General features: G+C 32.6%; 20 protein-coding genes. 15 read left to right on the forward strand and 5 right to left on the reverse strand.

Annotated elements, in window-relative coordinates:
• The first annotated feature begins 157 nt into the window (after positions 1 to 157).
• Positions 158 to 1429: a phosphoribosylamine--glycine ligase gene (purD, locus tag ATO12_RS18260; protein WP_034244705.1), complete on the forward strand. Its 1272-nt coding sequence runs from the start codon at positions 158 to 160 to the stop codon at positions 1427 to 1429.
• A gap of 119 nt (positions 1430 to 1548) precedes the next feature.
• Here the strand turns inward: purD and ATO12_RS18265 are convergent, their stop codons facing one another.
• Complete coding sequence (locus ATO12_RS18265; RefSeq protein ID WP_034244708.1) at positions 1549 to 1779, reverse strand: DUF6341 family protein; 231 nt, start codon at positions 1777 to 1779, stop codon at positions 1549 to 1551.
• A gap of 126 nt (positions 1780 to 1905) precedes the next feature.
• Between ATO12_RS18265 and ATO12_RS18270 the strand changes: the two genes are divergently transcribed.
• The 3 genes from ATO12_RS18270 (at position 1906) to ATO12_RS18280 (ending at position 4812) form a co-directional block, all read left to right on the forward strand.
• The gene (locus ATO12_RS18270; RefSeq protein WP_131248858.1) at positions 1906 to 2826 is read left to right on the forward strand and encodes a DUF6427 family protein; all 921 of its coding nucleotides are present in this window, start codon (positions 1906 to 1908) and stop codon (positions 2824 to 2826) included.
• Between the two features lie 332 nt (positions 2827 to 3158).
• Positions 3159 to 3767, forward strand: coding sequence for a DUF4254 domain-containing protein (locus ATO12_RS18275; protein ID WP_034244715.1), 609 nt, complete (start codon positions 3159 to 3161; stop codon positions 3765 to 3767).
• Positions 3754 to 4812, forward strand: a complete 1059-nt coding sequence (locus ATO12_RS18280; protein ID WP_240486151.1) for a glycosyltransferase family 9 protein — start codon at positions 3754 to 3756, stop codon at positions 4810 to 4812. Before ATO12_RS18275 ends, ATO12_RS18280 begins: the two co-directional genes overlap by 14 nt.
• Positions 4813 to 4877: 65 nt before the next feature.
• On the opposite strand, the gene ATO12_RS18285 is transcribed toward ATO12_RS18280, so the two are convergent.
• On the reverse strand, positions 4878 to 5930 hold the full coding sequence (locus tag ATO12_RS18285) for a ferredoxin--NADP reductase (protein ID WP_034244721.1): 1053 nt from the start codon (positions 5928 to 5930) through the stop codon (positions 4878 to 4880).
• A gap of 227 nt (positions 5931 to 6157) precedes the next feature.
• Between ATO12_RS18285 and ATO12_RS18290 the strand changes: the two genes are divergently transcribed.
• Together ATO12_RS18290 and ATO12_RS18295 are read left to right on the forward strand one after the other, a co-directional pair.
• The gene (locus ATO12_RS18290; RefSeq protein ID WP_034244724.1) at positions 6158 to 7630 is read left to right on the forward strand and encodes a DUF5687 family protein; all 1473 of its coding nucleotides are present in this window, start codon (positions 6158 to 6160) and stop codon (positions 7628 to 7630) included.
• Between the two features lie 5 nt (positions 7631 to 7635).
• Complete coding sequence (locus ATO12_RS18295; protein WP_034244727.1) at positions 7636 to 8337, forward strand: ABC transporter ATP-binding protein; 702 nt, start codon at positions 7636 to 7638, stop codon at positions 8335 to 8337.
• Between the two features lie 87 nt (positions 8338 to 8424).
• Here ATO12_RS18295 and ATO12_RS18300 read toward each other — a convergent pair whose 3' ends face one another.
• The 3 genes from ATO12_RS18300 to ATO12_RS18310 all read right to left on the reverse strand — a co-directional run bounded on the left by ATO12_RS18300 (position 8425) and on the right by ATO12_RS18310 (position 10359).
• Positions 8425 to 8811 (reverse strand): hypothetical protein, encoded by a 387-nt coding sequence (locus ATO12_RS18300; RefSeq protein ID WP_034244730.1) that lies wholly within the window; start codon positions 8809 to 8811, stop codon positions 8425 to 8427.
• A gap of 80 nt (positions 8812 to 8891) precedes the next feature.
• Positions 8892 to 9971 (reverse strand): helix-turn-helix domain-containing protein, encoded by a 1080-nt coding sequence (locus ATO12_RS18305; RefSeq protein WP_051575936.1) that lies wholly within the window; start codon positions 9969 to 9971, stop codon positions 8892 to 8894.
• Between the two features lie 196 nt (positions 9972 to 10167).
• Positions 10168 to 10359 (reverse strand): hypothetical protein, encoded by a 192-nt coding sequence (locus tag ATO12_RS18310; protein ID WP_034244733.1) that lies wholly within the window; start codon positions 10357 to 10359, stop codon positions 10168 to 10170.
• 379 nt (positions 10360 to 10738) lie between these two features.
• Here ATO12_RS18310 and porW point away from each other — a divergent pair, with 379 nt between their 5' ends.
• The 9 genes from porW (at position 10739) to atpG (ending at position 20066) form a co-directional block, all read left to right on the forward strand.
• Complete coding sequence (gene porW / locus ATO12_RS18315) at positions 10739 to 13384, forward strand: type IX secretion system periplasmic lipoprotein PorW/SprE (protein ID WP_240486152.1); 2646 nt, start codon at positions 10739 to 10741, stop codon at positions 13382 to 13384.
• Between the two features lie 23 nt (positions 13385 to 13407).
• The gene (locus ATO12_RS18320; protein ID WP_034244737.1) at positions 13408 to 13854 is read left to right on the forward strand and encodes a bactofilin family protein; all 447 of its coding nucleotides are present in this window, start codon (positions 13408 to 13410) and stop codon (positions 13852 to 13854) included.
• A 317-nt stretch (positions 13855 to 14171) separates the two neighbouring features.
• Positions 14172 to 14402 (forward strand): AtpZ/AtpI family protein, encoded by a 231-nt coding sequence (locus ATO12_RS18325; protein ID WP_025665406.1) that lies wholly within the window; start codon positions 14172 to 14174, stop codon positions 14400 to 14402.
• 609 nt (positions 14403 to 15011) lie between these two features.
• Entirely contained in the window at positions 15012 to 16088 is a 1077-nt protein-coding gene (atpB, locus tag ATO12_RS18335) for a F0F1 ATP synthase subunit A (protein ID WP_034244743.1), read from the forward strand.
• Positions 16089 to 16120: 32 nt separating this feature from the next.
• A complete protein-coding gene (atpE, locus tag ATO12_RS18340; RefSeq protein WP_034244746.1) occupies positions 16121 to 16312 on the forward strand; it encodes an ATP synthase F0 subunit C in 192 nt (63 codons plus the stop codon).
• Positions 16313 to 16399: 87 nt separating this feature from the next.
• Positions 16400 to 16900, forward strand: a complete 501-nt coding sequence (locus ATO12_RS18345) for a F0F1 ATP synthase subunit B (protein WP_034244749.1) — start codon at positions 16400 to 16402, stop codon at positions 16898 to 16900.
• Between the two features lie 5 nt (positions 16901 to 16905).
• The gene (gene atpH, locus ATO12_RS18350; RefSeq protein WP_034244752.1) at positions 16906 to 17433 is read left to right on the forward strand and encodes an ATP synthase F1 subunit delta; all 528 of its coding nucleotides are present in this window, start codon (positions 16906 to 16908) and stop codon (positions 17431 to 17433) included.
• A gap of 68 nt (positions 17434 to 17501) precedes the next feature.
• A complete protein-coding gene (atpA, locus tag ATO12_RS18355) occupies positions 17502 to 19082 on the forward strand; it encodes a F0F1 ATP synthase subunit alpha (RefSeq protein WP_034244756.1) in 1581 nt (526 codons plus the stop codon).
• Between the two features lie 123 nt (positions 19083 to 19205).
• Positions 19206 to 20066 carry an ATP synthase F1 subunit gamma gene (gene atpG, locus ATO12_RS18360; protein ID WP_034244759.1) on the forward strand — a complete coding sequence of 287 codons (861 nt, stop codon included), beginning with the start codon at positions 19206 to 19208 and terminating at the stop codon, positions 20064 to 20066.
• Positions 20067 to 20165 lie beyond the last annotated feature (99 nt).

Below are 20165 nucleotides of genomic sequence, written 5' to 3' on the forward strand. Positions count from 1 at the left end.
AATTAAAATAGGATATTACAGTATCTGATTATTGGATGCAGTATCGTTTTAATTTGAGAAGCACATAAAAAAATCATGAGTTTTTATCTAGAAAGAATTAGCTATACAACTACGAATAAACTATTTTTGGGACCATAAAAACAAGCCATAATACATCATGAATATTTTAGTACTCGGATCAGGAGGTAGAGAACATACATTTGCTTATAAAATTGTACAAAGTCCGATTTGTGACACCTTATTTGTTGCACCTGGTAATGCAGGAACAGCTAGTATAGCTACTAATGTAGCTATTGCAGTTACAGATTTTTCTGCAATCAAAGATTTAGTATTACAGGAAAACATTGAAATGGTTGTAGTTGGCCCAGAAGACCCATTGGTAAGAGGAATAAGTGATTATTTTGCTGAAGATAGCCAATTGAAAGATGTTGTAGTTATTGGTCCATCAAAAGAAGGGGCGCAATTAGAAGGAAGTAAAGAATATGCCAAAGAGTTTTTAATTAGACATAATATACCTACAGCAGCTTATCAAAGTTTTACTGCTGCTACTGTTGATGATGGGAAGCAATTTTTAGAAACTTTACAAGCACCTTATGTTTTAAAAGCAGATGGTTTGGCAGCAGGAAAAGGAGTATTAATTCTTCAGGACATAGATGAGGCAAAAGCTGAACTTGAAAACATGCTAACCAACAAAAAATTTGGTGCAGCAAGTGAGAAAGTTGTGATCGAAGAATTTCTTGATGGTATAGAACTTAGTGTTTTTGTACTTACAGATGGTAAAAATTACTTAACCTTACCAACCGCCAAAGACTACAAGCGTATTGGAGAAGGAGATACAGGTTTAAACACAGGGGGTATGGGGGCTATCTCACCAGTTCCTTTTGTAGATGATGCACTTATGACCAAGATAGAAGAACGTATTATTAAACCTACTGTACAAGGATTAGAAAAAGAAAATATAGATTATAAAGGTTTTATTTTTATTGGGCTTATTAAAGTAGGAGATGATCCAAAAGTAATTGAGTATAATGTACGTATGGGTGATCCAGAAACCGAGGCAGTCCTACCGAGAGTAAAGACAGATTTAGTGCAATTATTTCAGCATGTTGGGAATCAGTCACTAGACAAGGTCAATCTCGAGTTGGATAAACGAAGTGCTGCAGCTGTAGTAACTGTTTCCGGAGGGTATCCAGAAGCTTATGAAAAAGGAAAAGAGATTACAGGAATAGATACGATTACAGATTCTATTGTTTTTCATGCAGGTACATCTCTTGAAGGGAATAAAGTAGTTACTAGCGGGGGTAGAGTAATGGCGATAACTTCACTAAATGAGGATTTTAGAAAGGCCATTAAAGCATCCTACCAAAGTATAGAAAAACTTAATTTTGATAGGATGTACTATAGAAAAGATCTGGGATTCGATTTATAACAAGGATTTCCTTATAAGAATATTAAAAAAGGCGTTTAATTTATATAAATTAAACGCCTTTTTTAATATTTAAATACCTGAGAAATCTTAAGAATTACTTCTTTCTTAATCACACAGTTTTAGTTTAAAAATGAATGTGCAGTAGGATCTCTATTCTCCTCGTTATTATCATTAAATTTCTTTAATTCCTTCATCCAATATATAAAAGCAGCAAAACCAATAAACATAAATGCCCAGTTAAGGATATTGGCACCTGTCCAGCTTTCTAATTCTAATGCTCTAAACCAATCAAAAGGGATAAATAAAATATCTACAAAAAGGGATTCTATTGCTTCAAAAAAATCTTTCATAACTTGTTCTATATTTTCTTTGTAAAAAGTCTAAAGAGGTAAACTAAAAACTTTTTATAAATTAGTTCAATAATATTTAAAGACAATACCATACTATTGTCTGGTGCAAAAATATAAAAAATAGTAGTGTTATCAAGCTTTTTTAGTAAATCAAAACCCATTAATTACATTGCTGTAGCACTGTATATGAGTATACTATTTGGCATTGCCCATTATAGAAAGGGTTTTGAGGTAGAAAGTAGTCATATCTTACTAACAGCAGCTAGTATTTTTTTGTATATTTTACCAATGTTAGCTCTTAATTTTGTGGCGCAAAAAAACAATCTTACTAATAAAGGTACGTTTACAATACTTTTATATGCTTTTCTTACCGCAATATTACCAAATTCTCTAACCAGTTTTCCTATTTTATTAGCAAATGTGTTTGTATTACTAGCGCTACAAAATATTCTACATCTGCGAAATGAAAAAAATGTTAAGGCCAAAATCTTTAATGCATCAATCTTTATTGGCTTAGCTTCGTTAGCTTATTTTTGGAGTATTGGGTTTATCATTTTGGTTTTTTTAGGAATACTGTTTTTCGATTCCAAAAACTATAGAAACTGGATTATTCCTTTTATCGGGATTAGTATGGTCTATGTATTTGCAAATTGCTTTACATTGCTGTTTTATGATTCGTTTTTTGCAATTGCAACCTATGTTGATCCGATATCATTTTCATTTCAGGCTTATTTTATAAAAGAACATCTTTTCTCTGTAGGAATAATAGTTATTTGTACTGTATTCTTTTTCTCGATATATCTTATCAAGTTTGGTAGAAAGACAGCGAATATAAAACCGATCTTAAGGGTTGTTATCATCTATCTAATTGTAGCGATTGTAGTAGCAGCCATTGCACCAAAAAAAGATACTTCTGAGTTATTTTTTATAGCAACACCTCTTTCACTTATTGGTACTACATATCTAGAAATGAATTATCATCAATTTGCTAAAGAAATTAATATTTGGGTATTCATTTTGATTCCGTTTACAGTATTATTGTTCTAAATAATGTATAATAAGACCCGATAGCGCATTATATCCCTCATTAAAAACAAACATATTAAGCCTAAACTCAACCATGTAATTTTTGTTGAAGTAGATTGAATTGCCATATACTAAATACTATTACAAAATATAATACCTTTGTACCTGCCAAAAAATAAGGTTTCGTATATATGATTGTTCTGTTTATTGTGAATTAATACAGTTAAAACCGATTTTTAAAGAATTGGCTATAGCAACGAATTGTGAGTAATTTGATGCTCATAAACACAATATAGAAAACATATGAAGGTACTTAATAGAATACTTACAATTATAGAAAAATAATAGCGCAGATGTTTACCGATAAAGCAAATTCCATTTTTAAAGAAGTTATAGAAAAATACCATGTGATCGATAGTGTTGATCAAGAATTTTCGAATCCATATGATAGTAAATCACAAGCAATAGAGCATTTGCTATATCGAAAATGTTGGATTGATACTGTACAATGGCACTATGAAGATATCATACGAGATCCCGAAATTGATCCTATAGCAGCCTTAAAGCTAAAACGACAGATCGATGCCTCTAATCAGGATAGAACCGATATGGTAGAATATATTGATAGTTATTTTTTAGAATTGTACAAAGAGATAGTGCCCAAAGCAAATGCTACCATTAATACAGAAAGTCCTGCATGGGGAGTAGATAGACTGTCTATTTTGGCATTAAAAGTATATCATATGCATGTAGAAACGATTCGTGAAGAAGCTACAGATGCTCATAAAACTGCATGCCAAAACAAACTGAATGTATTACTAGAGCAACAAGTAGACTTGTCTACGGCTATTGATACCTTGTTGAACGATATCGAAAACGGGGATAAATACATGAAAGTATATAAGCAAATGAAAATGTACAATGATGATGAATTAAACCCGGTATTACGTGGCGGGAAGTAGTCTAAAGAAATCTAAAGAATCTGAAACGAACGTTCTGGTGATTCGCCTCTCGGCTATGGGCGATGTAGCAATGACGGTTCCCGTTTTAAGAGTTTTTAGAGCTACCTATCCCGATATAAAACTAACAGTGCTTACCCGAAAATTCTTTGAACCTATATTTTCTGATATTGAAAATCTACAGGTATATCATGCAGATGTAAATAATAAACATAAAGGCTTTATGGGGCTTACACGATTATCTAATGAATTGTGTAAACAAAATATAGATGCTGTTGCCGATATGCATAACGTATTACGCTCTAATGTGCTTAAAACCCTATTCTCATTACGAGGGATAAAAACAGTTCAGGTAGATAAAGGCCGCCCAGAGAAAAAAGCATTAACTCGATCAAAAAATAAGGTGTTCAAACAATTAAAAACAACACATCAACGATATGCCGATGTTTTTTCTGCTTTAGGGTATCCTATTGATCTCACAACTCATAAATTTCCTAAAAAACAATCGTTAACACCCGAAATTCTTTCTATAACCCAAAATTCAACAAAAAAATGGCTAGGCATTGCACCATTTGCACAATATAAAAGTAAGACCTACCCGTTAGCATTAATGGTTGAGGTAATTGAAACCTTAGATAAGGAAGATGAATATGAAATTTTCCTTTTCGGAGGAGGTAAACGAGAAATGGACATCCTAAACAATATAGAAAGTAAGTATAAAAACGTAACAAGCATTGTTGGTAAACTATCTTTCGAAGATGAGCTAAAACTTATAGGCAATTTAGACGCTATGGTATCAATGGATAGTGGCAATGCACATTTAGCAGCAATGTACGGAGTGCCAACAATTACCCTATGGGGAGTAACGCATCCGTTTACCGGTTTTATGCCCTTTGAACAACCTATGGAACGTGCCATCTTACCAAATTTGGCAAAATACGACCAAATTCCAACTTCGATTTATGGTAATAAAGTACCTCCTGGTTATGAAAAAGTAATGCACACCATAAAACCAGAAACCGTGGTAGAAAAGGTTAACAAATTGTGATAAAATTGCCGTTACAGGTATTTTGAATAATACATAATTACATTCTGATAAAGATGCCTCTATATCTATACATCATCAAAATCAACAGTAATCGAAGCAGAGGTTGGATGTGCCTGGCAAGCTAAGACCAATCCTTCTTCTATTTCTCCATCGGTAAGAATGCTGTTTTTTTCCATTACAGCACTACCTTCAGTGATTTTACATATACAAGAACTACATACTCCTCCCTGGCAGGAATAGGGAGCATCAATATCCTGATCTAGTGCTGCATCAAGAATCGTTTTTTTCTGATCCATAACAAAACTAAACTCTTCATCATCTACCAATACTTTAATATTGGATTTTCCTTCAAGGTTAGTATCTATTTCTGTTGCAGAAGCACTACTAGTAAATAGTTCAAAATGGATATTTTCTTTAGTAATATCATTCTCTTGTAAAACGGAAGTTACTGTATTGATCATTTCTTCGGGACCACATAGATAAAATGAAGTAAAAGAAATGTCTTTAAATTTATTTTTTAATACATAATTTACAGTTGACTTTTCTATTCTTCCGAAGTGTGCATTATCCTCCTGACTTCTACTATATATAAATTCTATAAATAGACGGTCAGAATATTTCGCTTGTAATTCTAATAATTCTTTATGAAAAATAGTCTCTTCTGGTGTTTTATTTCCATATACCAAAACAAAACGACTATTAGGTTCTTCTTCAAGAACAGATTTAATCATACTCATTATGGGAGTAATACCACTACCTGCTGCAAAAGCAGCATAAGAATTACTTGCTTGAGCATTAGTAGTAATTGAGAAATTACCTTCGGGAGTATGAACTTCGAGTACATCACCCTCTTTTAATTTGTTATTTGCAATAACCGAAAATGTACCTCCGGGTATTTCTTTAACAGTCACTTTAAGCATATTGCTTTTTGGTGAACTACAAATAGAATAAGCTCTACGCAATTCTTTTCCTTCTACTTCGGTTTTAATAGTAATATATTGACCTGGAATAAAAGAATAAGCACTCTGTAATGTTGTTGGTACTTCAAATGTTATAGAAACTGCCAAGGGAGTTTCTCGAGTAATATGTTGTATGGGTAATTTATGAAAATCTGACATTGTATTGTACTAAAAAACTAATTTGAAAACTTCAGTATAAAGAGAATTCAAAGTAGACAGTTGTAAGAGTCCGATGGTATATCGGAATCTCATTTTTAAAATTTGTGACAAAAATAGTAAATGCAATCAGAGAAGATAGCCTTTACTAAAAAATTTAAGCAGTTCTTAATTGTTTTTTGTAACAAAATCTCGTTTTTGATTACTAAATAGTTAAATACATCTTAACTATGTTTACCCACTTCATCAATTTACAATGGAAATCTTTTTGGCGATCTGCTTCTTTAACCTCTGGATTATTTATGAAGTTCTTTATGGGGTTTTGGGCACTTTGGTTTATTGTGATGATGGCTTCGGGAGGAATTGGCGCCTTTTATTTAATTAAAGAAGAGTTAAATCTCGATCCTCTAGAGACCATAAACAAGCTTTTAATATATTGGCTAGTGGTCGACTTATTGTTTCGGTATGCATTACAAAAAATGCCGGTTATTAATATTAAACCATTACTCATTCTTCCTTTCAAAAAAAGAAAAATTGTTTCATTTGCTTTTGGGAAAACGGTATTTTCATTTTTTAATATCATCCATATTTTCTTTTTTATTCCATTCTCTATTGTGTTGATTGGTAATGAATACCCAGTACTTGATGTGTTGTTATGGAATATTGGATTAGCTGCATTAATCTACAGTAACAATTTCCTAAACATTATTTTAAACAAAAAAGACAACCTCATATTTATCATAGGAGGTATTTTGGCGATTTTAGGAGGATTACATTATTTCGAATATTTTGATATAACTATATATACAGCTCCATTTTTTAAGGGGTTATACGAGGTTCCTTTTTTAGTATTGATTCCTATAGCGATACTGTTGTTTTTAATAATTATATCGTTTCGATCCTTTGTAGCCGATCTATATCTGGATGCTGGATTAGCAGCTAAAACCAAAAATGTAAAAACAGAAAACCTCGAGTGGTTAGATAGATTTGGTAAGACAGCAACCTTTCTTAAAAATGATATAAAACTCATAAAAAGAAATAAGCGAGCGAGATCTACTGTTTTGGTAAGTATTCTATTCTTATTTTATGGATTGTTGTTCTTCACAGGAAATGTAGAGGCTTATGATGGACCCGTTTGGAGGATTTTTGCTGCTATTTTTGTTACCGGTGGATTTCTATTAAGTTTTGGACAGTTTGTGCCAAGTTGGGATAGTTCCTATTATCCGTTGATGATGAGTCAAAATATTCGATATAAAGAATATTTATCTTCTAAATGGTGGTTGATGGTAATTGCAACATTAATCTCTACAGTATTAGCATCTGGGTATTTGTATTATGGATGGGAAGTATATCTTGCTATAATCGTTGGAGCAATCTACAATATAGGAGTGAATTCTCATGTAGTATTATGGGCAGGAGCATATGTAAAAACACCTATTGATTTAACTAGTAACAAAAATGCATTCGGAGATAAACAGGCTTTTAACGCCAAGACTTTACTATTGTCATTACCTAAAATGGTTTTGCCTATGATATTGTATGCTATAGGTCATTATGCATACAGTCCTTATGCAGGATATGCTCTGGTAACAGTTGCAGGTATTGCAGGGTTTGCATTTAAAGATGCAGTTTTTAATAAAATCGAAAGTATTTATAGAACAGAAAAGTATAAAACGATCTGGGCATACAAACAAAAAAAATAAGAAACATGATATCAGTACATAACCTTACTAAAACCTATACCGGAAATACCGTTCTTAATATTGAATCTCTAGAAATAGAAAAAGGAAAGAGTTTTGGTTTGGTGGGTAATAACGGGGCAGGAAAAACAACTTTATTTAGTGCCATATTAGATCTTATTCAACCCACAACAGGATATATTGAAAATAAAGGGATTAAAGTTAATGAAAGTGAAGAGTGGAAATCGGCTACTTCGGCATTTATCGACGAGACATTCTTGATAGGATATCTTACAGCCGAAGAGTATTTTTATTTTATAGGAGAACTTCGTGGGCAAAATAAAGCCGATGTAGATGCATTATTATCTGGTTTTGAAGACTTTTTTCATGGTGAAATTTTAGGACAAAAAAAATACTTAAGAGACCTCTCTAAAGGGAATCAGAAAAAAGCTGGTATTGTCGCGGCGCTTATTGGTAATCCTGAAGTAATTGTCCTGGATGAACCCTTTGCTAATTTGGATCCAACGACACAAATTCGTTTGAAAAAAATAATTAAAGAACTATCTACAGACCCAAATATCACAGTTTTAGTGTCTAGTCATGACCTAATGCATGTTACCGAAGTATGCGAGCGTATTGTAGTATTGGATAAAGGGGAAGTAGTAAAGGATCTTTCAACATCAGAAGAGACTCTAAAAGAACTCGAAGCACATTTTGGTGAAGAAGAATAAGAAAACATAGATGTTTTTTATAAATGATTAAAAGGTCAAACAATTTTAAAATTGTTTGACCTTTTAAATAGGATGAAGACTTTTTGATTAGTTACATTTTACCCATCTACCGCTACTACTGGTTTCTTCCCATTTATGAGCATTCCCTCCTTCACAATTAGGAAACCCAGTGCCGCAATACTTTTTTTCTTTGGTAGTTACAACATATTTTTTTTCACATAACCAAAGACAACTCCAATGTTTTTGACATGATTTTTCTGTACGACTACGTTCTCTGGTATCTCCGCAACCAGATGATGTTCCTCCGCACACCCAGCTTCCTGTAAGGTCTTCAGAAAATTCTACTGTAGTTATTTCATCTGAAACTATGTTTCTTTTGTTTTCAAAACTAGTAAGTACAACAATAAAAATTAGTAGCCCCACTACTGATAACAAAGTAGAGATTGTTGATTTTTTCATTTTTTGTGTTTTCATAATTGTATGGTTTTAAAAGTTATGAGCATAAAATTACTAACCAACTATAATGTGTAGGGGAGAAAAAACCTTGTAAAACGTTAACTTAAATTATTCTTTACTTCTTTTTTATTTAAGTTTCGGTACTTAGAAGGTGTTGTAGCCGTATGTTTTGTAAAGGCCTTATAAAAAGTGACTTTATTATTAAAACCCGACTCTGTAGCAATAGCTTCTATTTTATAAATATTGTATGCATTGTCTTTCAATAGTTTTTGAGAATACATCACTCGGTGCTTGTTCACGTAATCATTAAAATTTTCTTGAATAAATTCAGAAAAGGTTTGCGAAATCTTATAGGGTTTCACGTTAAGCTTTTTGGCCAAATAACCAATGGTAAGATCATTTTTTAAGAATATTAAATCATGAATAAACAGTTCATTAATCTTGTTTTGAATTTGAACCATATCGTCATAATCCAATGTAGAGTTCGAGTATTTTTTTGTGATCTCTTTAAGAAATTGAGGATTGGTATAGAGAATAATCCCAACAACAAAAATCATGATATTATTAAACAAATAATAATAAGCAAATTGACGCCAGCCATCAGCGAATAAAGTAAGGAATGAAATGATCAGAGTAGAACAGATGTATATAATCGCGAGTGTAAATAAGTATACTAATACATTTGATGATAGTTTTGTCCTGTTTTTTATGCTTACATAAATAACAGCAATTGCATATAATAGTTGATGAATAGCTCTGGCATAATTTATAGGCATGATTTGATCCAAAAAACGCTCCCTCATGTATTGTAAACGCTCTTCATTGGGTAACATCAAAATATCTATTATGAGAATATATATAATTATAAATGCTATAAAATGTAAACCATCAATTTTTGAATATCTGTTTTTGTTATAGATAAAAGATTGAAAATGAAACCATAAAAAAGGACCATAGAGAAAACCCATATCGAAATAAAACCATCCCAAAAACTGGGGATATACTATTGATAGTTTACTGGTCCCATATAGAAATACTAAAATTTCCAAACCAAATATTCCTGAAAATAAACCGATAGTCCAGCTTTTTAAATTTTTAGAATATTTGAAGAAAACTCCTCCGGAAATAAAAAGAATTGTAAGAGCTTGTATGAGAAGAAAATACCTTATGATGGTCATATTGAAAAAATAATGGACAACTCCTCTCTTTTTTTAGAATCATTGTGATATTTTAATTTTTTGACAAGAGAGCTGTAAAATACCTTTCGAGATTAGAAGAAAGATACAAAAGGACATGTTTTTTTGGTATATAGGGTATTGAAAATTCAATCTCAGCACCCTATATTATTTTTTAAGTTAAAAAAGAAAAAAATAGTTAATTCCAGCACGTGCCACCTGGCTGTAGACCCGGATAAGAATCTAAAAAGCATAATTCTACAGCATAACAACATCCCTGACCCCCGGGGCAATCCTGGTGACTGGTACAACGCCTGTGAGCACCGCCCATAATTTTTTGCTGTTGCTTTTTGTTTAGTGCTTTACCTAAGTTTAATAATTTTGATTTCATAATAAGAGTTTTAAGAGATTTTTACCTTAAACATTTATAGATACCTAAGGTATGAGTCTAAAATTTTGATAGAATAATAGTTTATAAAAACCACAATGAATTTATTGAATAATTTTTACCTGGAAAACAAATCATAATTATATTTAACATTTTGATAATCAATAAAGTGTTGATATCGTGATTTCCTTAATTTTCAATGTAATATTTTGATCAATAATCAATATGATAAAAAAAGAGAGCTTAAGCCGAGAAAAATATGTTAACAACCGGTTTTTTAACGAAAGAAATGTATTTTTACAACGAACACATAATTTTTGTGTACAATCAACACACTAAAAGTCAAGTTTTTTAGTTATCACACGTATAAATTTAATCTGGTTTGGGCAGAAAATTATTAAAGATCGCGCTGATATTGCTTTTGGCAATTGTAGGATTTGCTTGTTCTCGTAAAAAGGACAAGTTTATAAATCGTACATGGCATGATGTTACTACAAAAAATAATACGCTATATAATGGCCGATTAGCTTTTGATATAGGCAAAGAAGATATCGTTCAATCTTATAAAGATAATTTCTGGGAGTTACTACCGGTAGAAAGGATGATTGTAAGTGAAGATGTTAGACTCCCTAACGAAGTGCTTAATAAAAACTTTGATAAGGCAGAAGAAAAGGCGGTAAAAGCAATCCAAAAACATAGCATGCTTATTGATAATAAGGAACGTAACCCTAAAATCGATGAAGCATTTTTGCTATTAGGTAAAGCTCGTTATTTTGAACAACGTTTTGTGCCGGCATTAGAAGCTTTTAACTATATTCTATATAAATATCCCACAAGTAATACGATCAATCATGCTAAAGTATGGAGGGCCAAAACGAATCTTCGTCTTGATAATAACGATAAAGCGATAGAGGATCTTACCAGAATGATCGAACAGGAGTTTATGAAACCTCAGGATTATGCCGATGCTGTAGCTATGATGGCTCAGGCATATATTAATTTAGAAAGAAAAGACTCTGCCGTTACTTATATTACCAAAGCTGCTGTTCATACCAGAAAAAATGAAGAAAAAGGCAGATACCTCTATATAAAAGGACAATTATTAAATGAATTGGGTTATAAGGATAGTGCAAATTATGCTTTTGATCAGGTCATTGCACTTAATAGAAAGGCACCCAGAAAATATATGATGAATGCCTATATGGCAAAAGCCCGAAATTTTAATTACGAGAAAGGGAATAAAGAAGAATTTCTCGAATTATTAGGTGACCTTGAAAAAAATAGAGAAAATCGCCCATTTTTGGATAAAATATATAACCAAAAAGCAGTCTATTTTAAAACTTTGGATTCTATTGATTTGGCTATAACATATTATAATAAATCATTGCGAACAAAGTCTGAAGATAAATACTTAGAATCCCTTAATTATTATACTCTTGGGGATATTAGCTTTGACAGAAAAGAGTACGCTATCTCTGGAGCATATTATGATAGTACACTTCAGCGAATGATTGTAGATTCAAAACGGTATAGGGTATTAAAGAAAAAGAGAGACAATCTTGAGGACGTTATTTTATATGAAGGTATTGCCAAAACAAACGACAGTATTCTTACTGTTTTGGCTATGTCACCAGAACAGAGAATAGCGTATTATGCAGAGTATACCAATGCATTAAAAACAAAAGCTATAGAACAAGAAAAAGCTGCAGAAATTGCCAGAATAAAGGATAACTTGCCTGTAGAACAAAGGTACAGACAGCCAGGTTCTGGATTTCGAACAGATACTAAAGGACCAAGTGTAGAAGGAGGAACTTTTTATTTCTATAACCAAACTACTGTAGCCTATGGTAAAACTGCATTTAAAAGAACATATGGAAACAGAGAGTTACAAGACAATTGGAGAGTTTCGAGTATTTCTAATCCAGGCGCCGTTTCTACAGTAGAGGAAGAGAAAAAGGATGAATACTCTATCGATACTGATCCAACATTTGATCCGCAAACCTATATTGCTCAATTGCCAACCGACCCTTCAGCTATAGATAGCCTTCAAACCGATCGTAACTTTGCCTATTATCAACTCGGAGTTATATATAAAGAAAAATTTCAGGAATATGGTTTAGCTATAGATAAATTCGAGAATCTATTGCAAAGTAATCCCGAAAAACGTTTGATTATTCCTTCTAAATATAATCTGTATAAAATTTATTTGGCACAAGGGAATACCTCGAGATCCAATGCAATGATGCAGGATATTATTAATAATCATGGAGAATCGAGATATGCCAAAATTCTTCAAAATCCTGATGAAGCATTAAAAGATGATGAAAATAGCCCAACATCAATATATAATAGGTTATATAGGGATTTTCAGAATCAAAAATATGCATCTGTAATAAAAGAAAGCGATGTGATGATTACAAGATTTGGAGGAGATGAAGATTTCTTACCCAAATTTGAATTATTGAAAGCTCAAGCGATAGGACGTTATAGAGGGTTTGAAGCCTATAAAGAAGCCCTTAATTATGTAGCTCTTAATTACCCTCAAAGCCCAGAAGGTAAAAAGGCACAGGTGATCTATCAGGTTACGATTCCGCAAATTCAGGATAATGCATTTTTGACCAATATAGACGATCAGAATAATCATAAGTTGATTTATGCATTTTCTACTTTTGGAAACAATCAAGCGCAAGCATTAAAAGAACAAATAGAAGCTATTATCAAAGAACTTCGATATGAGAAGATGAAAGTTTCTTTAGATGTATATAATAAAGATCAACAATTTGTAGTTGTACATACAAACGGAAATAGATTAGCAGCAGAAGGGTTTGGAGAATTATTGTCTTTGGGTAAAACCGAAGATACGCGTGGTGTAGATTTAACAAAGTGGAACAGGAAAAAGAAATATTATGAAAAAGTGGAGGCTACGTATTTTACAATAGCATCTCCAAATTATAGAGTACTTCAGATTCATAAAAATCTTGAAGAATATGCTCAATCAGAACCAGAATTAGAACCAGAAACCGAATAATCATTTAATCCCCCTTATATATTATGTTTTCAGACAATAAAAAAGGAAGAGACTACGGCAGTACAACCGATTTCTCTCGTAACCAAAACAAAATCTCAGAAGGAACTAAAATCGTAGGAGATGTTATTTCTGAAGGAGGTTTTAGAATTGAAGGTACTATCGAAGGAACTTTTAAAACTACTGGCAAAGTAGTAGTAGGAACGTCAGGCTTTATTAAAGGTACATTAGAGTGCTCTGATGCAGATTTCGAAGGTAAGTTCTCAGGAACTCTTAACGTGTCAAATACCTTATCTTTAAAACCAACAGCACATATCGAAGGTGAAGTTACCGTAGGTAAATTAGCTGTCGAACCAGGAGCAAACTTTAATGCATCTTGTTCTATGAAAGGTAATGTAAAATCTTTGAGCAAGCCTAGTGAACAGAAATCTTCACAACCTCAAACAACACAAGGGCAAGGAAAATCGGCTTAGATTAGAAGTTTGTATTTGCTGGATTAGGTTTTCTCTTGATAGAGTAAATACAAACTTCTAATATAAAAAATGTAACTGTTGATAGAGTGTATGAAAAATATCAATTTCATAAAAACACGTACTATAAATTAGTTACAGGGTACCAAAGTGGGTATTTCTCCGAAACGATGAGAGAGAAAAGCTTCTCTTTAGTAAATAACCTCGATAATTTAGCGATTATTTATTTTGGTTGTGATATAAGGACAAGACCAAACAATAGATTTTCTGTATATTAGAATGTTTATTTAAAACGATGTTTTTTCTTAATAAAAGAAATCTTGAAAAATAATAATCGAGGCAAGAAGACCTTTAACAAATATATTGCCCTTACAGGAATAGCTTTCCAAATGGGGGCTACCATATTCCTATGTGCTTATGCCGGAAAAAAACTGGATGCCTACTATGAACTGGATAAACAATGGTTTACCATGGGATTTATTCTTTTTGGGGTAACTGCTTCTATATATTTGGTAATTAAGCAACTCAATCGGATTAATAAATCGGATTAATTATTAACATATCACGTATTAGATTTTTAAATTTCTTACTTGCTTATGCATGTTTAGAAAATTTTAGATATTTGATGAGTTTTTTTGAATATAGAATTTTAATACGCTAATGGGAAAGAACGTATTTCGTTTTTTATTTCTTTTCACTATTGTAATAGCAGGCACTTATTTGATCCATATGGGCATCATAAATGCATTTTTGCTAGAAAGAAATATCAATATTATCAAGCTTTCATATATATTTAACAGCACATTTACCTTTGTGTTTACCTTCATTATACTATTACTAAGTAAAAAATTTAAAGACCAACTTGGTTTTATTTTTATGGCTGGTAGCCTTATAAAAATCGGAGTTTTTATTGCTATTAGTAAGTTAAGTGATTTCGAAATCAATAAAAATGTCTTTCTTGATTTTTTTATAGCCTATCTAATCTGTTTAATCCTCGAAGTCTACTATCTTTCTAAGATTTTGAATTCTAATAAGTAATTGATTTTCAGAAACTTAATTATTTATAGATAATCTTAAACTTATTTAGTCAAAATAGTTTAAGAATCTAACATAATTATGTACATTTGCACCGAAATTTAGGAACCGAAATTTTACGCGTAATGCAAAAACATACTGTAGTTAAAATTTTATTGATTTTTAGCCTGGTCTTTACGACTGGAAACTTATTTGCCAAAGAATCCGAGAAAAAGGAACATGAAGGAGAAGGAGGTTTAAAAGAACGAATCAAAGAATTTATAGATCATCACCTTCAAGACTCATATGATTTTACATTGTTTTCTGATGAAGAAGCAAATAAGCATTATGGCTTTCCTTTGCCTGTAATTTTATGGGATAATGGACTAAAAGTTTTTTCTTCTTCTAAGTTTCATCATGGTGAAACTGTTGCAGAAGTTGATGGTAATTACTATAAACTATACCATTCAAAAATATACAAAACAGATGCATCGGGAACGATCAATTATGATGAGGATCATCATGCCACCAATGCAAAACCACTTGATTTTTCGATTACCAAAAATGTAGTAAGTATGCTATTAATTAGTTTACTTATGTTTTTTATGTTTAGAAGTCTTGCAAAATCATATAAGAAAAATAATGGTATCCCTACAGGTGTAGGACGTTTCTTAGAGCCTTTGGTTTTATTTATAAGAGATGATATCGCTATCCCTAATATAGGTGAACATAAATATAAGAAGTATATGAGCTTTTTGCTTACTGTTTTCTTCTTTATTTGGTTTTTGAACCTTTTGGGAATGACTCCTCTGGGAGTTAATGTTACAGGAAATATTGCAGTAACTTTTGCGTTGGCATTAATCGTATTTTTAATCACTAATTTAACAGCGAATAAAAATTACTGGGGTCACATTTTCTGGATGCCAGGTGTGCCAACTTTTATGAAAGTTGTTTTGGCACCTATAGAATTGTTAGGAGTTTTTATCAAGCCATTTTCATTAATGATTCGTTTATATGCGAACATGACTGCGGGTCACGTGGTACTAATGAGTATTATCGGAATGATATTCTTGTTTAAAAACTGGATCGGTGGTCCATTATCATTTGGATTAGCTTTTGCGTTATCAATATTAGAATTATTGGTAGCAGCATTACAAGCTTATATATTTACGATGTTGTCTGCACTATACTTCGGTATGGCAAATGAAGAGGCACATCACTAGAATTTGAACGTTTAATTTTTAATTATATAATTATGGAAATTCCAAATATTGTTGGAGCAGGTTTAATTGTAATAGGTGCTGGTATCGGTATCGGTAGAATTGGTGGTCAGGCGATGGACGCTATCGCTCGTCAGCCAGAAGCTTCTGGTAAGATACAAACCGCTATGCTTATTGCAGCGGCACTTATTGAAGGTATTGGATTTGCAGCGTTATTCGCAGCTTAATTTACAAACAACAGCTATAACGGTTGGTTGTAGCTGTTGTTATTAGATTTTTAAAATTAAACAGTAAAGAAATTAATATAATTAATAATGGAGAAGTTAATAAATGATTTTTCGTTTGGTCTGTTTTTCTGGCAGATTTTAATCTTTGTAGGTTTACTATTATTATTAAGAAAATTTGCATGGAAACCTATTTTAGAGGCTGTTAGTAATCGTGAAGAAGGAATCAAAAATGCATTAGAATCTGCTGAAGAAGCAAGAAAAGAAATGCAAAACCTTCAGGCTGATAATGAGCGCATCTTAAATGAGGCTAGAGCAGAACGAGATGGGATGCTTAAAGAAGCTAGACAGCTTAAAGAAAATATGATTGCAGATGCAAAGTCTGAAGCGCAGGCAGAAGCCGATAAAATTGTAGCACAGGCACAAGCTACTATTGCTAGCGAGAAAAAGGCCGCAATTGCAGATCTTAAGAATCAGGTAGCAGGACTTTCTGTAGAGATTGCAGAAAAAGTAGTAAGAAAAGAATTATCTGGCAAAGGAAAACAACTAGAATTAGTTGAGTCTATGTTAGAGGACGTTACTTTAAATTAAACTAAATGAGTAGAGCAGCAATACGTTATGCTAAAGCAGTTTTGAGTTTAGCTCAGGATAAAAAAGCTACAGAAGATGTTCAGAAGGATATGCAAAGTATTATCGCAACAATTAGCGATAGCGCCGAGCTCAGAATGGTGTTAAATAGTCCGTTGATCAAAAGTGAAGTAAAACTTGCTTCATTGCGTGAGATCTTTAAGAATACTGGTGAGATTACACAAAAACTTTTTGATGTATTAATCGAAAATAAAAGAGTACATCTATTAAATGATGTAGCTAAGCAATATAGTGTTTTGTTTGATAAGTTAAATAACACTCAGATTGCAAAAGTAACTACAGCAGTACCATTAGACAAAGGGTTAAGTGCTAAAGTTTTGGCCAAGATTAAAGAATTAACAGGTAACGAAGCTACAATAGAAAATGTAATCGATGAAAGTATTATCGGTGGGTTTATTCTTAGAGTAGGTGATTTACAGTATAATGCAAGTATAGCAAATAAGCTTACAAACTTAAGAAGAGAATTAAGTAATTAATACATACGTTTATAAATTTAATAATAAGAGGATGAGTGTTTATACTCTTTCTTTCAAACTATTATAAAATGGCAGAAGTGAATCCTGCTGAAGTATCAGCAATATTAAAACAACAATTATCTGGATTTGAAGCATCAGCTTCATTAGAAGAGGTAGGAACAGTATTACAAATAGGGGATGGTATCGCTCGTGTATACGGATTGTCTAATGCTCAATATGGAGAATTAGTACAATTCGAATCTGGTTTAGAAGGTATCGTACTTAACTTAGAAGAAGATAATGTTGGGGTAGTACTTTTAGGTTCTTCAACCGAAGTTAAAGAAGGTGCAACTGTAAAACGTACACAACGTATCGCATCTATTAATGTTGGAGAAGGAATCGTAGGTCGTGTAGTGGATACATTGGGTAACCCTATCGATGGTAAAGGTGCAATCGAAGGAGAAACTTTCGAAATGCCATTAGAGCGTAAAGCTCCTGGTGTAGTTTTTCGTCAACCAGTAAACGAACCTCTTCAGACAGGGATCAAGTCTATCGATGCGATGGTACCAGTAGGACGAGGACAACGTGAATTAGTTATTGGCGACCGTCAGACAGGTAAAACAACGGTATGTATTGATACTATTCTTAATCAAAAAGAATTTTATGATGCTGGTGAGCCAGTATACTGTATCTATGTTGCCATTGGGCAAAAAGCATCTACAGTAGCAGGTATCGCAAAAGTATTAGAAGATAAAGGAGCAATGGCATATACAACTATTGTAGCGGCTAATGCTTCTGACCCTGCTCCAATGCAGGTATATGCTCCATTTGCGGGTGCGGCTATCGGAGAATATTTCCGAGATACAGGACGTCCTGCATTAATTATTTATGATGATTTATCAAAACAAGCGGTAGCATATCGTGAAGTATCTTTATTATTACGTCGTCCACCAGGTCGTGAGGCGTATCCTGGAGACGTTTTCTATCTTCACTCTAGATTATTAGAGCGTTCTGCAAAAGTAATTGCAGATGATACTATTGCTAAAGATATGAATGACCTTCCTGATTCTTTAAAAGATAAAGTAAAAGGAGGAGGATCATTAACTGCATTACCAATTATCGAAACGCAAGCAGGTGATGTATCTGCATATATTCCTACAAACGTAATTTCGATTACAGATGGTCAGATATTCTTAACATCAGACTTATTTAACTCTGGTGTACGTCCGGCAATTAATGTAGGTATTTCTGTATCTCGTGTGGGTGGATCTGCACAGATTAAGTCTATGAAAAAAGTAGCAGGTACATTAAAACTTGATCAGGCACAGTTTCGTGAACTAGAAGCATTTGCCAAGTTTGGATCTGACCTTGATGCAGCTACCTTAAACGTAATCGAAAAAGGAAAACGTAACGTAGAGATTCTTAAGCAAGCGCAAAATGATCCATATACTGTAGAAGATCAGATTGCAATTATCTATGCAGGTTCTAAGAACTTACTGAAAGATGTACCGGTAGATAAAGTAAAAGAATTTGAAAGTGATTATATAGAATATCTTAATGCCAAGCATAGAGATACACTAGATACTTTAAAAGCAGGAAAATTAACAGACGAGGTAATCGATGTGTTAATGGCTGCTTGTAAAGAAATTTCAGCAAAATATAAAAACTAGTATTAGAGTACAGCGTATTAGGTTCTAATACGCTGTACTTAATAAAATAAAGTTTACTATTTAGAATGGTGTTGATCTAGAAAGTACTCATTACTAACTACTCAATACTCAATACTAAGAAAAATGGCAAATTTAAAAGAATTACGTAGTAGAATTACCTCTGTATCTTCAACGATGCAAATTACAAGTGCCATGAAAATGGTATCTGCAGCAAAGTTGAATAAGGCACAGATGGCAATTACTGCAATGCGTCCTTATGCAGATAAACTTACCGAGTTATTACAAAACTTAAGTGCTTCGCTAGAAGGAGATAGTGCAAGTGCATATGCAGAAGAACGTGAAGTAAATAAAGTATTGATAGTAGCAATTGCTTCTAATAGAGGTTTAGCTGGTGCTTTTAACTCTAATATTGTTAAAGCTGTAAGAGAGTTATCTCAAAATGAATATGCAGGTAAGCAAGTAGATTTTGTTACTATAGGTAAAAAAGTTAATGATGTTGTTTCAAAAACACATACAGTAGTAGCAAATAAAAGCTCGGTGTATGATGATCTTACCTTTGCTAATGTAGCAGATATCGCCGAAGAACTTATGGAGTTATTTACTAATGGTTCTTGCGATAAGATTGTTATTGTGTATAATAAATTTAGAAATGCAGCATCTCAGGATGTTACTACAGAGCAATTCTTACCAATTGTACCAATAGAAAGTGATAAGAATGTAAATCTAGATTATATCTTCGAACCTTCTAAAGAAGAAATTGTAGAGCAATTAATTCCTAAATCACTTAAGACGCAATTGTATAAAGCAATACGAGATTCATTTGCATCAGAACATGGAGCACGTATGACAGCCATGCATAAAGCAACAGATAATGCTACAGAGCTTAGAGATGCGCTTAAATTGTCGTATAACAAAGCAAGACAAGCTTCTATTACTAATGAGATTCTAGAAATTGTTGGTGGTGCCGAAGCTTTAAATAACTAATTACAATTTGATATAAATTCTGCCTGGCCAGAGTTATCATAATAAAATACCAAAACCTCATAAGAAAACTTATGAGGTTTTTTGTTTTTTCAATTGGTA

This window comes from Aquimarina atlantica (assembly GCF_000626715.1).
Classification (GTDB): Bacteria; Bacteroidota; Bacteroidia; order Flavobacteriales; family Flavobacteriaceae; genus Aquimarina; species Aquimarina atlantica.